Here is a 14,218-nt window from a genome sequence, read left to right on the forward strand (position 1 = left end):
AAAGGCGGATTTCGCATGTTTACGCCGATGATTGACGATTGTCATCAACCGATTATCGAGATGGAGAACATCTCCTTTTCATACAGGGACCAAAAGGTCATCAACGATCTGAACTTTACCGTAAAAGAACGCGATTTTGTCGGCATTATCGGCTCCAACGGGGCGGGCAAGACGACGCTGCTTCGGATGATCGTCGGCCTTTTGCCCAGCGGCCAGGGCAGCATCCGGCTGTTCGGCCAGCCGATCCGCAGGTTCAAAGACTGGGAGCGGGTAGGCTATGTCCCGCAGAAAAATTCGTTTAACCCGTTGTTCCCGGCTACTGTTCGCGAGGTGGTTCTTTCCGGGCTGTACAATAACAAAAACCTGTTCCGCCGGGTAAACAGACACATGCAGCAGCAGTGTGACGATGCGCTTGAGGTGATGCGGATTCAAGACATCGCCGGCAAACGGATCGGTGAGCTGTCCGGCGGTCAGCAGCAGCGCGCCTTCCTGGCGCGGGCGTTGATCAACAACCCGGATCTGCTCATCCTGGACGAGCCTACGGTGGGCATTGACGCGGAGACGCAGGCCGGATTTTTCGAGCTGATTACCCACATGCACCGGCATCATCATATGACGCTGCTGATGGTGTCGCACGATATGGACATGATCGAGGGATATTTGGGCGAGAAGCCGAAGCAGAAGAACGGCAAGATCGAATTTTTCGTCAGACATTCCCATGAGATTCAGGACTGCGAGGTTCAGGACCTGCAGCACTCATTGTCATAAAAAGCACGATCGTTTACAAAATATTAAAAGCATCCGAAGGAGTCGTTATTGTTGGCTATAGAAATTATCCTCAGTGATTTTTTTCAAAGGGCGCTGGCCGGCGGTCTGCTGATCGGGATCACCGCTCCGCTGATCGGCATTTTTCTCGTGCTGCGGCGCCTGTCCATGATCGGGGACACGCTTGCACATGTGACGATCGCCGGGGTGGCGCTCGGTTTTCTGATTAATCTGTATCCTCTGGGGGCAGGTCTTGTATTTGCGGTTCTGGCTTCCTTTGCGATAGAAAAGCTCAGAAAAGCTTATAAAAGCTATGCCGAGCTGTCGATAGCGATCATTATGTCCGGCGGCGTTGCGCTGGCTTCTTTGTTTTTCACACTCGGGATGGGTTACAATACAGATGTGATGAGCTATTTGTTCGGCAGCATTTATACGCTGGATACCCAGGATCTGTACGTGGTAGGGGCTGTGACGCTGGTCGTCGTGGTCGTTATTACGCTCTTTTTCAAAGAGTTTTTTCTGCTGAGCTTTGAAGAAGACGCCGCAAGCGTAAGCGGTCTGCCTGTGCGCATGATGAACATGCTGATCACCGTCCTGACGGCCCTCGTCATCAGCACGGCCATCAAAATCGTCGGCGCTTTGCTCGTATCGGCACTGCTGACCATTCCTGTCGCTATCAGCCTCCTGATCGCCAGAAGCTTCAAATCTTCCGTCATCCTGTCGGTGGTCATTTCGGAGATTGCGGTTGTGGGGGGACTTGTGATTGCCGGCGTTTGGAACCTGGCTCCGGGAGCAACCATCGTGCTGCTGCTGATTGCGCTGCTGATCTTGACGATGGCGGGCAAGAAGGGATTATCAACGTAGGAGGTACTTGTCCTTGTCAAACTTGAATATATGGCTTGCCTTCTTCGCCGGACTGGCTTCCTTTATTTCTCCGTGCTGCCTGCCGCTGTATCCGTCCTACATTTCTTACATTACCGGGATGTCGGTACAGACGCTGAAGACGGAGCAGAACAAAAAAGAAGTCCGTTACCGGACGATGAGTCATACGCTGGCCTTTATTTTAGGTTTTTCCGCCGTATTCTATACGCTCGGGGTCGGAGCCGGCTTGTTCGGCAGCTTCTTTAACAACAACCGGGATCTGATCCGCCAGCTGTCGGCGCTGTTAATCATTTTGATGGGGCTGTTTCTGATCGGCATCTTTCAGCCGCGCTTTTTGATGCGCGAATTTAAGATGGATCTGAAGTTCAAGCCCGCAGGTTACATAGGTTCATTTATTTTCGGGATCGGCTTTTCCGCCGGATGGTCTCCTTGCGTCGGCCCGATCCTGGCGGCGATCATCGCTTTGGCAACGACCGAACCCGGTGCTTGGTTTCCGCTAATTACGGCCTATACCGTCGGCTTTGCCATTCCATTTTTTGTGCTTGCCTTCTTCATCGGGTCCACCAAGTGGATTGTGAAGTACTCGGGGATGATGATGAAGATCGGCGGGGCGCTCATGCTGTTTATGGGCGTACTGCTGTTCACGAACCAAATGACCAAAATTACGATTTGGCTGCAGGCCATCACGCCCGAATGGCTTAAGTTTTAGGTGAAGTAGTCGATGGTAGCTTCCGGAAAGTGCTCAAAAATCCGCTCTGTGATAAACTCGCGCAGGGCGTTTTGCTGTTCATCCGGGTACACGTATTTGAATTGGCCCCAGCGTCCCCATTTTTGCTTGCGCCTCGCGATATCCATCTCCAGCTTGGTTTTGGGATAGCGCTGCTCAATGATGTTTTTGGCGGTTTTCGTGAAGCGGTGCTGAATCATTTCGAACGTCAAATCCTTCGCTGCCTCGGCCGGGAGCGTATCCGCCAGACGCTTCAGAAGCTCGGCATAGCCGTCCTGCCAGCCGTCATACCAAATGATCGGGGCGATGATGAAACCGAGCGGATAGCCGGCCCTGGCGACCTTTCCCGCGGCCTCGATCCGTTCCTCGAAGTGCGACGTGGACGGCTCGAAGTTGCGGATGACGTAGTCCGAGTTGATGCTGAACCGGATGCGGGTATGGCCGTTATGCTTCAGCGGGAGCAGCGGATCGACATGATGATACTTGGTCACGAACCGGAGTCTGCCGAATTCCTCGCCAGCCATGAAGGTAATCAGCTCCTCGAGGGAGCCCGTAATATGCTCCAGTCCCACCGGGTCAGATGTACAAGCGGCTTCAAACCGGGTGATTTCCGGCGCGCGTTCCTCAATGTATTGCTTGGCAGCGCCAATGATATCGGGTGTGTTGACATAGACACGGACATAGGGCTTGGCCCCGAGCGTCGTCTGCAGATAGCAGTAATGGCAGTGACCCATGCACCCGGTTGAGATTGGGATGGCGTATTCGGCCGAAGGCTTGGACTGGTCGAACTTCAGCGTTTTCCGCACGCCGACGACGAGCGTTCGTTTGGCGTTCCTGTATTTTTCCTGATCGGTTTCGCCTGGTAAATTGGTGATGCGGTTATGAGAGCTGGTCATACGGTAAGGGATGTCTTTGGACTTGACCCATTCCATGATGTGCTGGCCTTTGGGATAGTTCAGCGCATCCGGTTCAAAATAAACAAGATCGGGGACAAACGGCTTGGTCGGCCGCAGCGTCCGCCTGGGCTTTTCTTTAACGCCAGTACCCATAGAACGGCTCCTTTCGCGGAAAATATGGTGCTTCAGTTTAGTATGTGTGCGGGTAGCAGGGGCAACCCGTGGCAATTACTGACCAGGATGGGAAGCGCGGCAGGCGGCAGGACTTGCCAAGTCCTCTTGAGAACATGTATCATTACAAGAGCAGGTAATCGGGCCAGATGATTGACGTTTATTACAGAAAAGAGGGAATATAATGCCAACGCCCAGCATGGAGGATTATTTGGAGCGTATCTATAAATTGATTGACGAGAAGGGATACGCGCGTGTTTCGGACATTGCCGAAGGCTTGGAGGTTCATCCCTCATCCGTTACCAAAATGATCCAGAAATTGGACAAGGACGAATATTTGATTTATGAAAAATACCGCGGCCTTGTTCTGACTAGCAAAGGTAAGAAAATGGGCAAACGCCTGGTTGACCGGCATCAGCTTCTGGAGGAATTCCTGACGATGATCGGGGTTCAGCAGGAAAATATTTATGGAGATGTCGAAGGCATCGAGCATCACTTAAGCTGGGATTCCATAACGCGTATCGAGACGCTGGTGGAGTATTTCCGCCGGGATGGACAGCGTCTGGAGGAGCTGCGGAACATTCATAATGAATTGGTCAGCGATTCGTAAACAAGGCATCTGTCCGCACCCTCAAACGACAGGTGCCTCTTTCATTCCCAGCACGTAATCCGGTAATTTTAAGAGCCAAGACTGGCAAAACCCGGATTGCACACGCAGCAAAGGTTACAGCTTTTCTGCCCGATCGGTCGTTTGCGCTTTATTCAGCAGATCATGATTTCAAGGTTGTCTGATGCCGGCTAGTGATCTCTAGATAGAGCGCGAATGACCGATTTTTTTACCCGCAAATCTATCAATAGTGGAGGATTAGTAGAATGGCGTTTCGGAAGTTTCATAGGTGGATCGTGGCATCGCTGCTGTTGGTGCTGCTGATTCCGTTTACGGGGCAGCAGGCGAAGGCTGCAAACAACATCACGATGGTCCTGGACGGGAAGCAGCTGGTCAGCGATATCCCCCCGTACATCATGCCAAAAGTGAATGTGACGATGGTTCCGATCCGCGTGATCAGCGAAGGGCTGGGGGCGGCCGTCGCATGGAAACAAAGTGCGAAAACCGCTGATATTTCGGGCGGAGGTCATACGATTACGTTGACCAGCGGCAAAAAGACGGCTTTGGTGGATGGAGCCTCTGTCGCCCTTGATGCCTCCGTGCAGCTTCGGGGCGGCCGCGTGCTGGTCCCTCTCCGTTTTGTCGGCGAACAGCTCGGTCTGCAGGTAGACTGGGACCAGGTGGCAAGAACGATTACCTTAACATCAAGTGCTTACATACCTACCGAGCCGCCTGCTGAGGGCGGGGGAAGCAGCTCCGGCCAGCTTCGGGGAGCCTGGATCTCGACCGTGTACAACCTGGATTGGCCGACAACGTCTTCTTACGGCAAAATCGAGCAGCAGAAGCAGGAATATTCCGCTCTGCTCGACAAGCTGCAGGCCATGGGGCTGAACGCGGTGTTCGTTCAGGTTCGGACGGCCGGCGATGCGCTGTACCCGTCGGACCTGGTTCCGTGGTCGAAGGTGCTTACCGGCACCCAAGGCAAGGATCCGGGATACGATCCGCTCCAGTATATGATCGAGGAAACCCACAAGCGGGGGATGCAGTTCCATGCCTGGTTCAATCCGTTCCGGGCGAATCTGGATACGACCACAAGCAAGCTGGCGGCCAATCACGTGGCGGTTCAGCATCCCGACTGGGTCGTATCCGTCAATAACCAGCTGATCATCAACCCGGGTATTCCGGAGGCTAGACAGCATATTATCGATGTCGTGATGGAAGTGGTAAGCAAGTACGATATAGACGGCGTCCATCTGGACGATTATTTCTATCCGTCGAGCGGAACGTTTAACGATGATGCTGCTTTCAAGACATACAATACGCAGGGCTTGAGCAAAGCGGATTGGCGCCGCGATAACATTAACCAGTTCGTGCAGCAGCTGGGCCAGTCGATTCATGCATCCAAGCCGGCCGTTCAGTTTGGCATCAGCCCGTTCGGCGTATGGCGCAACCAGTCTACCGATCCGACGGGTTCTGATACCAAAGCGGGCGTTACGGCGTACGACTCCATGTCCGCGGATGTGAGAACCTGGGTGAAGCAGCACTGGATCGATTACGTGGCACCGCAAATTTATTGGAGCATGTCCTTCAAGAACGCCCAGTACGACAAGCTCGTCGACTGGTGGGCGCAAGAAGTGCAGGGCACCGGCGTGGATCTCTATATCGGCCATGCCCCGTACAAGCTGGGAACTGCCGAGGCTGGGTGGCAGTCGGCGCAGGAGATCATCAACCAGCTTCAATACAACACCAAATACGACGCAGTCAAAGGCAGCATTTTTTACAGCGCCAAGGATTTGATCAAAAATCCACTTGGCATCGTTCAGGCACTGACCGCCTATTACCAGCAATGATAAATTCATAGAACATTGTCATGAATGACCCCCCGTGCTCATATCTTACTGTGGGATAATGAGACACGGGGGTTTTATAATGATCGTCAACGCGGTGTTCGAGGGCGGCGGAGTGAAAGGAATATCGCTGGCGGGGGCCGTCAAGGCTGCGGAGCAAGCCGGCGTTGTGTTTAACCGGGTGGCGGGTACGTCGTCGGGTTCCATTGTGGCGGCGCTGCTGGCGGCAGGGTTTTCGGCCGACGAGATGAGCGAGATCGTGAAAACGACCCCTTTTGAGTCCTTTCTTCACCGCGCGCCGATATTCAATACCAAAGTGATCGGACCCGCCGCGCGTTTGTTTCTGAAAAAAGGGCTGTATTCCGGAGAAGCGCTCGAAGTCTGGATCCACCATATTTTGGCGGCCAAAGGGGTCAAGACGTTTGCGGATATCCCCCAAGGCAAGCTGATGATCATCGCCTCGGATATTACGAACGGGCGCATTCTGGTGCTTCCCGAAGACCTGGGCAAGCTGGGCGCCAACCCGTCCAGGTTTGCGGTTTCCAAGGCCATCCGGATGAGTACGAGCATTCCTTACTTTTTTGATCCGGTCATGCTGAGAATGACAGGCGAAGCGGCCAGGGGAAAATCGTTCGTTGACCAGTTTGTCTATATAGTAGACGGGGGGCTGCTCAGCAACTTCCCGCTGTGGCTCTTTGACGACGCTGCGGAAGGGTCCGGGCAGAAGCCGGTTCCGACGATCGGATTCCAAATGGTCGGCAGGACGACGAACAAGCCGCATCTGATCCGCGGGCCTCTCAGCATGCTGCAGGCGATGTTTGAAACGATGCTGTCCGCTCATGATGAGCGGTACATCGAGCAGGAAAACCGTTTCCGGACGATCAAAATTCCGACTCTCGGCGTCGGAACGACGCAGTTTCATATTACTCCGGAAGAAAGCCAGCAGCTGTATGAGTCCGGCATGCAGGCAGGGAAAAAGTTTTTTGCGGGCTGGAAGCCGTGACATCGAAGAAAAAATAAAAGGCATTCGCTGGTCCTCCTTTAGAAGGAGGACCAGCGAATGCCTTGTTTTTGATATGTTCAAACTGCGCTTAGTGGTATTTCGGTTGTTGATCGTCATTCTTACCCTTTGAGCCTTCAATCACCTGGAAAGGGTAATTTTTGCGCTTGGCCGAAGATTGACCGCGTTTGGACGCATTGTATTTCTCCATCGTCCGCTGGGACGGCTTAACCTTGGGCCGCTTGTTGTAACGGGCAGGCGGGAATTTGTACAGCAGGAAAACCACACCGAACACGATCAAGGGCACAAGCAAATTCATAAGCGATCCTGCACCGCCAAACAAAATGTTGCCGAGCAGTCCGATGGCTGCCAGTACAATGGCAATCCAGAAAATTACAGCCTGCCTTTTCATGTCATCTCATCCTTTCAGGGGATCCAAGACTCCGTTTCTCACAGGTTGTTCCGCCCCGGGAGCTTTCTCCATCTGGGCGTCAAGCTCAAGCATGCGGTTGAAGGAGGCGATGGACACCTCAACCTGGTCATCCTTCGGTTCCTTCGTCGTCAACAGCTGAAGCCAAAGGCCTGGGTAACCGAGATACCGCAGCACCGGTACGTCGCGAAGCGCGTTGGTCAGTTTCAGAAACTCAAACGACATGGCGATGACGACCGGGAGCAGAATGATCCGCTGCAGAACCCGCTGCGTCATATTATCCCACGGAACGAGCGAATAAATCAGTACGCCCAGGACGATCGTCAGCATCATGAAGCTGCTGCCGCAGCGGTAATGCAGACGGCTGTGCTTTTGCACGTTGGCTACCGTCAGTTCTTCACCCGCTTCATAAGTGCTGATCACCTTATGCTCCGCTCCATGGTACTGGAACAACCGCTTGATCACCGGGGTCTGGGAAATGCCCCACAGGTAAACGAGCAGCAGCAGCAGTTTAATGCCGCCTTCTATAAGGTTATGCAGGATATAGTTGTCAAACATCTTGCCGAAAATAAAATCCTCTAAAAATACAGGCACCAGCGTCAGCACCAGCTTGCCCACGAGAAACGAAAGCACGCCGACCGCTGCAACGCCGATAATCATCCCTAAGCTCCAGCCGGATTCTTCTTTCTGCTTTTGCTTGGCGCGCTCCTCCGGCTCCACTTCGTCATCCGCGTAGGATTCCGCCGAGTAATTCAGGTGCTTCGTACCTTTGGCGCTTGCATCTATAATACTGACAATACCGCGAAGGAAAGGGATTTTGCGCAATTTGCCGACCCAAGGCTTATCCTCGCGCGGCACCTCCAAAAATGTAATCTCCTGATTCTTCCGCCGCACAGCGGTGACATTGACGTGCTTACCGCCAAACATAACGCCTTCAATGACGGCTTGGCCACCGTAGCTGACCGTTTTGGATTGCTCCGACAAACAATTCACCTTCCCCGAATGATTAGTTGTGATGCCTTTATTGTAACGAATTTCCCGTGCGATTTCTAGTTGGATTAGCCCCGGCCCCAAATGAACATACTAAGAAAAACAAAAAGGGTGATATTCAAAGTGAGTTCACAGGGAGCTGCCATCCGGCAGCATACGAATACTGGCCATACCAATCCGCTCAGCTTCTCGCTGGAGCTCGGCTTTTTTGCCGGGTTGCTTTGGGGGGCGGTCCACTGGGTTTTCCATTGGCTGCGGTTCACGATCGTCATCCCGGCCTTTTTGGCCGAGCCTTTCTTCAAGCATTCTTTTTTGAAAAGCGGGTCAGGAGATCTGCTTGGCTGGCTCTTTTTTATTGCGTTTTCCATGGTCGCGGCCGTCATCTATACGCTGCTGTTCCGGAAGCTGGCCGGTCCGTGGCCGGGTATCGTATACGGTATCTGCTGGTGGGCCGTTCTGTTTGTGGCGGGTCCCGCACTCGGTATGATGAATCGTCTCAACCATCTGACATGGAACACGATCATCACCGAATTTTGCTTGTACCTGCTGTGGGGACTGTTCATCGGATACACGGCGGCTTTCGAATTTACGGATGAGCGCAAACGGGAACCCGGCAGGGCGAAGGCGCACTAGAGCAAAAAAACTTCTCAAGAAGACATCCCCTATGTTAAAATAGCAGATGGTTATTTGACGACAAAGGGTGGGAATACCATTTTGAGAACCATTTGGGTGATCAACGGACCGAACCTGAATCTACTCGGACTCCGGGAGCCTGGCGTGTACGGCTCTCAAAGTCTTGCGTCGATTGAAGAAGGCCTGCTTGAGAAAGCGGAGGCCCTGGGCGTGTCCGTCACATTTTATCAGTCCAACCATGAGGGAGATATCATTGACAGGATCCACGCCGCGCTGGGTCATGCCGACGGCATCGTTCTGAATCCGGGCGCGCTGACTCATTACAGCTATGCCGTCCGGGACGCCATCAGTTCCGTTAAAATTCCGACGGTGGAAGTCCATTTGTCGAACATTCACGCAAGGGAGACGTTCCGCCATACTTCCGTGATTGCTCCCGTGGCCGTAGGTCAAATTGCCGGATTCGGCGCTGTCAGCTATGAACTCGGCATGTTGGCACTGCTGCGCCACTTGGAAAGTCAGGGACAGTAGTCGCTGCCTCTTTCCCTGGGGAAAGCTGTACATGAGAGAGGAGTGTAACGATGAGCATCAATCGAGTGAACAAGCTGCGTGAAGCGATGCAGCAATCCAATGTGGAAGCCATGTTTGTAACCAGTTCCATTAACCGCCGCTATTTGACGGGATTTACCGGTTCATCGGGATACGTCCTCATCACTTTACATGATGCGTACCTGCTGACCGACTTTCGTTACATGACCCAGGCACCGCAGCAAGCGAAGGGATTTACGATCGTCGAGCACGGGCCGAAGGTAACGGAAACGGTAAAGGAGCTGCTGATTTCCGCAAACATCGGCAAGCTTGGCTTCGAGCAGGATGACGTATCTTTTGCCGGATACACCGCTTACGCGGAGCAGCTTAAGCCAATCCAGCTCGTGCCGGTTTCCGGCCTTGTGGAGAAGCTTCGTATCTTCAAGGATGAAGAAGAGCTGAAGGTGATGCAGAGAGCGGCGGACTTGGCCGACGATACGTTCAAGCATATTCTCGGGTTTATCAAGACGGGAATGACGGAGCGGGAAGTCGACCTGGAGATGGAGTTTTACATGCGCCGCCACGGTGCCACTTCATCCTCCTTCGATACGATCGTCGCATCCGGAGAACGTTCCGCCATGCCGCACGGCGTTGCCAGCGAACGGGTGATTGCCGGAAACGAGCTCATCACGTTCGATTTCGGCGCATTGCTTGACGGATACTGCTCCGATTTGACGCGGACGATTGCGATCGGGGATCCGGATCCGAAGCTTAAAGAAATTTATGACATTGTGCTGGAAGCCCAGCTCCACACACTTCAGAACATCAAGCCGGGGATGACCGGCCGCGAAGCGGACGCGCTTGCACGCGATATCATCACGAAGTACGGCTACGGCGACAATTTCGGCCACAGCACGGGGCACGGCCTCGGCATGGAGGTTCATGAAATGCCTCGCCTGTCCAAGCTGAGCGACGATGTACTTAAGCCGGGTATGGTCGTGACCGTGGAACCGGGAATTTACCTGCCGGGTCTCGGTGGCGTGCGCATTGAAGACGATATTGTGATCACGGAGACGGGAATTGTGATCTTGACGCATTCGTCTAAAGATTTCACCGTATTACCGGCGTGATAAATGCAATATATACTTAAACCTTTAGGAGGGCATTTCAGTGATTTCAGTTAACGATTTTAAAACAGGTCTGACGGTGGAAGTCGATGGCGACATCTTTACCGTTCTCGATTTTCAGCACGTTAAACCGGGTAAAGGGGCAGCCTTCGTACGTTCGAAGCTGAAAAACCTCCGTAACGGCAACACCGTTGAGCGCACATTCCGCGCAGGTGAAACGATCGGCCGTGCCATCATCGAAAACCGCGGCGTTTCTTATCTGTATGCAAGCGGTCAAGAGCATACGTTCATGGACAACGAAACCTACGACCAGTTCACGCTGGACAGCAAGCAGCTGGAGTGGGAACTGAACTTCCTCAAAGAGAATATGAACGTGAACATCGTCAGCTACCAAGGCGAAATTCTCGGAATCAACCTGCCGACCAGCGTCGAGCTGAAGGTTGTTGAAACCGAGCCGGGCATTAAAGGAAATACGGCTACAGGGGCGACGAAGAACGCGAAGCTGGAAACAGGCCTGAACGTTCAGGTGCCTTTGTTCATCAATGAAGGCGATGTGCTTCTGATCGATACCCGTGAAGGCAAATATATCTCCCGCGCGTAAAGCCGGCGATAGAATTGCTTAACACCCGACAGGGCTAAGCCGATCCTCCTTTCCTTCCGAAAGGAGGATTTTTTGTATAATCCCATGAAAAAACATTAACAATCGGGCGTACTTTCGTATTATACTAGTTTAAAGCGTAAAATTAGACAGTTGTCAGCATTTTGCAACATGAGATCCTGCTTTTCTCACCATGGCCAGTCTATTGGCGAAAAGGGTGCTGATCGCATATAGAAATAGGATCGGGCGGTTTTACCGGCGTGGGAAATGATTGCATAATGCCCAGTTGTACAATGAGTGGGGAGTGAATCGAAGTTGTCACTGTACGTCATGAAATTCGGAGGCAGTTCCGTCGGAGATATTGAGCGCATGCAGCGCGTGGCCCGGCGTATCGTCGAGAAACAGGACGAAGGACACCAGTGTGTAGTAGTCGTTTCCGCGATGGGGGATACGACGGATGATTTGATCGATCAGGCGATGCTGCTCAATCCAAATCCACCTGCACGCGAGATGGATATGCTGATGACCACCGGGGAGCAGATTTCCATGTCGCTTCTGTCGATGGCCATTCATCAGCTTGGCCGCAGCGCCGTTTCGCTGACAGGCTGGCAGGCGGGATTCCGGACAGAGCCGGTGCACGGCAAAGCGAGAATTATGGATATCATTCCGGACCGGGTGATCGGAGCCCTGCAGGAAGGAAACATCGTGATCGTGGCCGGATTCCAGGGCATGACCGAAGAAGGAGAAATCACGACGCTCGGCCGTGGGGGATCCGATACGACAGCCGTTGCGCTGGCTGCGGCGATTAATGCCGACGTGTGCGAGATTTATACCGACGTGGACGGCATTTATTCGACCGATCCGCGAATCGTGAAATGCGCCCGCAAGCTTGAGGAAATTTCGTATGACGAAATGCTGGAGCTGGCCAACCTGGGGGCGGCTGTTCTTCATCCGCGCGCGGTGGAGTACGCGAAGCATCACCAGGTGAAGCTCGTCGTCAGATCCAGCTTTAACTATAATGAAGGCACGGTTGTGAAGGAGGAAACCAGCATGGAGCAGGGAGTAGTGGTAAGCGGCATCGCTTATGATAAAAATGTGGCCAGAATCAGTATTTTGGGAGTGGAAGACGTTCCCGGCGTTCTTGCCACGGTGTTCGGAGCGCTCGCCGGCGCCGGCATCAACGTGGACATCATCGTGCAGAGCGGCGTTCAGGACGGCAAGGCGGACTTTTCCTTTACCACCTCTCTGTCGGAGAGCGGCCAGGCACTTCAAGTCATCAAGGATTTGAGATCCACCCTTCCGTACCGTGAAGTTACCTCGGAAGACAATCTGGTCAAAGTATCGATCGTAGGTGCGGGCATGATCAGCCATCCCGGCGTTGCCGCCGAAATGTTCGATGTCATTTCCAAGCAGGGCGTCAGCATTAAAATGGTCAGCACGTCCGAGATTAAAACGTCCTGCGTCATCGAAGGCGGCAATCTGGAGCAGGTCGTCAGAGCGCTGCATACCGCCTACAACCTCGATACCGATGCGCAGGTGTTTGTGGGAGGCCCACAGGACCGCCGCTAGGTCAGAATGCAAATACTCATACAAAAAGCCGTCCCCACAACAGGGGGCGGCTTTGTTTATTTCAGCGCGGCTCGGATTATCCGCGGTTCGCAGCAATTGCGAACAACGGCGTCAGGATCATTTCCGACTTCGCATACGGCACGACAGGGACCGTGTCGATCCCTGTGCAGTATTCGACGTCATGCGTAAATCCCAGCTTGACCAGCTGCTTCGCCGCGCATCCTTCCATTACGGTTTCAAACAGGGATCCCTTGCACTGCCGGTACGCATGCTTCATCGCCAGGCCCAGATCATTCAGCTGAAGCGGCGCTTCCGAAATGGACTCCATCGCATCGATGATCATTCCCGCGCACAGGCCATCCTCCAGCGAAAAATCGTTGCGGCATCCCGAGCACAGCAGGATGGCATCTTTCCCGAACGATAACAGAGCCGACGCACAGGCCGTCCCATTCATAAATGAAGCGGCAAATATTCTGGCGGCCTTATGGGATTTGAGCAGCCCTCGGGTCCCGTTCGATGTGGTCAGCACCACCAGCTTTCCGGCAACCTCAGGGGTCATATAATCATGCGGCGAATTCCCGGCCTGAAACCCGGGGATTTTTTTATAATACCGTTCTCCACCGACAAACGTTTGGTCTCCCCGCATCTGCTGGGCTTGAGGAACCGTCTCCACGGGCATCAGCCCGGTAGCGCCTTGGGCCAGAGCCGTAATCATCGTACTGGTTGCCCGCAGCACGTCAATCACAACGGCGCTCTTGTGCACAAACTCCTCCGATCTTACTTCGTCCACATTGGCAATGACATCCACCCGCATGGATAAATCCTCCTTATGCATCTGTAAATAATACGACACCTCTTTCAGCTGCTTAGCCCTGAAGATGCCGATGGTTGAACGGTCCTCTCTTGGTTGGCCGGATGCAGGCAGTTTGTCTGCAGACGGATCCAACCCAGGCAACTGACAAGCGGATAGGTATTTCACCAAACAATATATGCAAGCCCGGAGCATTTTGTTCCGAATATAGGAGTTATTAAATAGAGGCTTTGTCATGACTCTTTTGATAATCCGTGAAGCAGCTCCGTTTTGCCAAGTTATTTTCCGTATCTTTCTTGTGAAACACAACTAAAAAGAGAGAGTCCCGCATATCTATGAGGTTAGAAGTACAATCTCGCAAAAGGGGGTCATTTTTGTGGACAAGTTCGTGCTCAGCATGGCTACGCTGCGTTTTATCTCCGGAAGTCTGGAAATCGCCGCCGCGCTGCTGATGCTAAAGCTCGCTCAGGTAGATAAGGCGCTGGCGGTCAATTCCCTGCTGGCATTCGTCGGGCCGACGGTGCTCATCCTGACGACTTCCATCGGGCTCATCGGCGTGGCTGATAAGCTCTCCTGGGGAAAGATGGCGTGGATCTTTTTCGGCGTGTCCTGTCTCTTAATCGGCATTCTCAAAAAATGA

Annotated in this window: 16 protein-coding genes; 12 read left to right on the forward strand and 4 right to left on the reverse strand. The window is 53.2% G+C overall.

Going from position 1 to position 14,218, the window contains the following annotated elements; translation table 11 throughout:
- The first annotated feature begins 60 nt into the window (after positions 1-60).
- The 3 genes from K2F33_RS17870 to K2F33_RS17880 are packed head-to-tail and all read left to right on the forward strand — an operon-like array spanning position 61 to position 2,356.
- On the forward strand, positions 61-768 hold the full coding sequence (locus K2F33_RS17870; protein WP_411829678.1) for a metal ABC transporter ATP-binding protein: 708 nt from the start codon (positions 61-63) through the stop codon (positions 766-768).
- A gap of 57 nt (positions 769-825) precedes the next feature.
- A complete protein-coding gene (locus K2F33_RS17875; protein WP_076170170.1) occupies positions 826-1,629 on the forward strand; it encodes a metal ABC transporter permease in 804 nt (267 codons plus the stop codon).
- Positions 1,630-1,642: 13 nt separating this feature from the next.
- A complete protein-coding gene (locus K2F33_RS17880) occupies positions 1,643-2,356 on the forward strand; it encodes a cytochrome c biogenesis CcdA family protein (RefSeq protein WP_076169995.1) in 714 nt (237 codons plus the stop codon).
- On the opposite strand, the gene splB is transcribed toward K2F33_RS17880, so the two are convergent.
- Positions 2,353-3,423 carry a spore photoproduct lyase gene (gene splB / locus K2F33_RS17885; protein WP_263878177.1) on the reverse strand — a complete coding sequence of 357 codons (1,071 nt, stop codon included), beginning with the start codon at positions 3,421-3,423 and terminating at the stop codon, positions 2,353-2,355. The genes K2F33_RS17880 and splB overlap by 4 nt on opposite strands.
- A 202-nt stretch (positions 3,424-3,625) precedes the next feature.
- On the opposite strand from splB, the gene mntR reads away from it, so the two are divergent.
- From mntR to K2F33_RS17900, 3 genes are all read left to right on the forward strand, one after another.
- On the forward strand, positions 3,626-4,051 hold the full coding sequence (gene mntR, locus K2F33_RS17890; protein ID WP_076169997.1) for a transcriptional regulator MntR: 426 nt from the start codon (positions 3,626-3,628) through the stop codon (positions 4,049-4,051).
- Between the two features lie 263 nt (positions 4,052-4,314).
- Positions 4,315-5,898: a family 10 glycosylhydrolase gene (locus tag K2F33_RS17895; protein ID WP_263878178.1), complete on the forward strand. Its 1,584-nt coding sequence runs from the start codon at positions 4,315-4,317 to the stop codon at positions 5,896-5,898.
- 79 nt (positions 5,899-5,977) lie between these two features.
- Entirely contained in the window at positions 5,978-6,898 is a 921-nt protein-coding gene (locus K2F33_RS17900; RefSeq protein WP_263878179.1) for a patatin-like phospholipase family protein, read from the forward strand.
- Between the two features lie 88 nt (positions 6,899-6,986).
- Here K2F33_RS17900 and K2F33_RS17905 read toward each other — a convergent pair whose 3' ends face one another.
- On the reverse strand, positions 6,987-7,307 hold the full coding sequence (locus tag K2F33_RS17905; protein ID WP_076170000.1) for an MFS transporter: 321 nt from the start codon (positions 7,305-7,307) through the stop codon (positions 6,987-6,989).
- 6 nt (positions 7,308-7,313) lie between these two features.
- The gene (locus K2F33_RS17910) at positions 7,314-8,309 is read right to left on the reverse strand and encodes a DUF1385 domain-containing protein (protein WP_263878180.1); all 996 of its coding nucleotides are present in this window, start codon (positions 8,307-8,309) and stop codon (positions 7,314-7,316) included.
- Positions 8,310-8,438: 129 nt separating this feature from the next.
- On the opposite strand from K2F33_RS17910, the gene K2F33_RS17915 reads away from it, so the two are divergent.
- The 5 genes from K2F33_RS17915 to K2F33_RS17935 all read left to right on the forward strand — a co-directional run bounded on the left by K2F33_RS17915 (position 8,439) and on the right by K2F33_RS17935 (position 12,767).
- Positions 8,439-8,948 (forward strand): YqhR family membrane protein, encoded by a 510-nt coding sequence (locus K2F33_RS17915; RefSeq protein WP_240913293.1) that lies wholly within the window; start codon positions 8,439-8,441, stop codon positions 8,946-8,948.
- 81 nt (positions 8,949-9,029) lie between these two features.
- The gene (aroQ, locus tag K2F33_RS17920; protein WP_263878181.1) at positions 9,030-9,476 is read left to right on the forward strand and encodes a type II 3-dehydroquinate dehydratase; all 447 of its coding nucleotides are present in this window, start codon (positions 9,030-9,032) and stop codon (positions 9,474-9,476) included.
- A 50-nt stretch (positions 9,477-9,526) separates the two neighbouring features.
- Complete coding sequence (locus K2F33_RS17925) at positions 9,527-10,603, forward strand: M24 family metallopeptidase (protein WP_076170003.1); 1,077 nt, start codon at positions 9,527-9,529, stop codon at positions 10,601-10,603.
- Between the two features lie 40 nt (positions 10,604-10,643).
- Positions 10,644-11,201 (forward strand): elongation factor P, encoded by a 558-nt coding sequence (efp, locus tag K2F33_RS17930; RefSeq protein ID WP_076170004.1) that lies wholly within the window; start codon positions 10,644-10,646, stop codon positions 11,199-11,201.
- Between the two features lie 312 nt (positions 11,202-11,513).
- A complete protein-coding gene (locus K2F33_RS17935) occupies positions 11,514-12,767 on the forward strand; it encodes an aspartate kinase (protein WP_089548099.1) in 1,254 nt (417 codons plus the stop codon).
- A 76-nt stretch (positions 12,768-12,843) separates the two neighbouring features.
- On the opposite strand, the gene K2F33_RS17940 is transcribed toward K2F33_RS17935, so the two are convergent.
- On the reverse strand, positions 12,844-13,581 hold the full coding sequence (locus K2F33_RS17940) for a 2-phosphosulfolactate phosphatase (protein WP_076170006.1): 738 nt from the start codon (positions 13,579-13,581) through the stop codon (positions 12,844-12,846).
- Between the two features lie 367 nt (positions 13,582-13,948).
- On the opposite strand from K2F33_RS17940, the gene K2F33_RS17945 reads away from it, so the two are divergent.
- Entirely contained in the window at positions 13,949-14,218 is a 270-nt protein-coding gene (locus tag K2F33_RS17945; protein WP_412974004.1) for a YqhV family protein, read from the forward strand.

The sequence above is a fragment of the Paenibacillus sp. PSB04 genome, from assembly GCF_025809195.1.
Classification (GTDB): Bacteria; Bacillota; Bacilli; order Paenibacillales; family Paenibacillaceae; genus Paenibacillus_AQ; species Paenibacillus_AQ favisporus.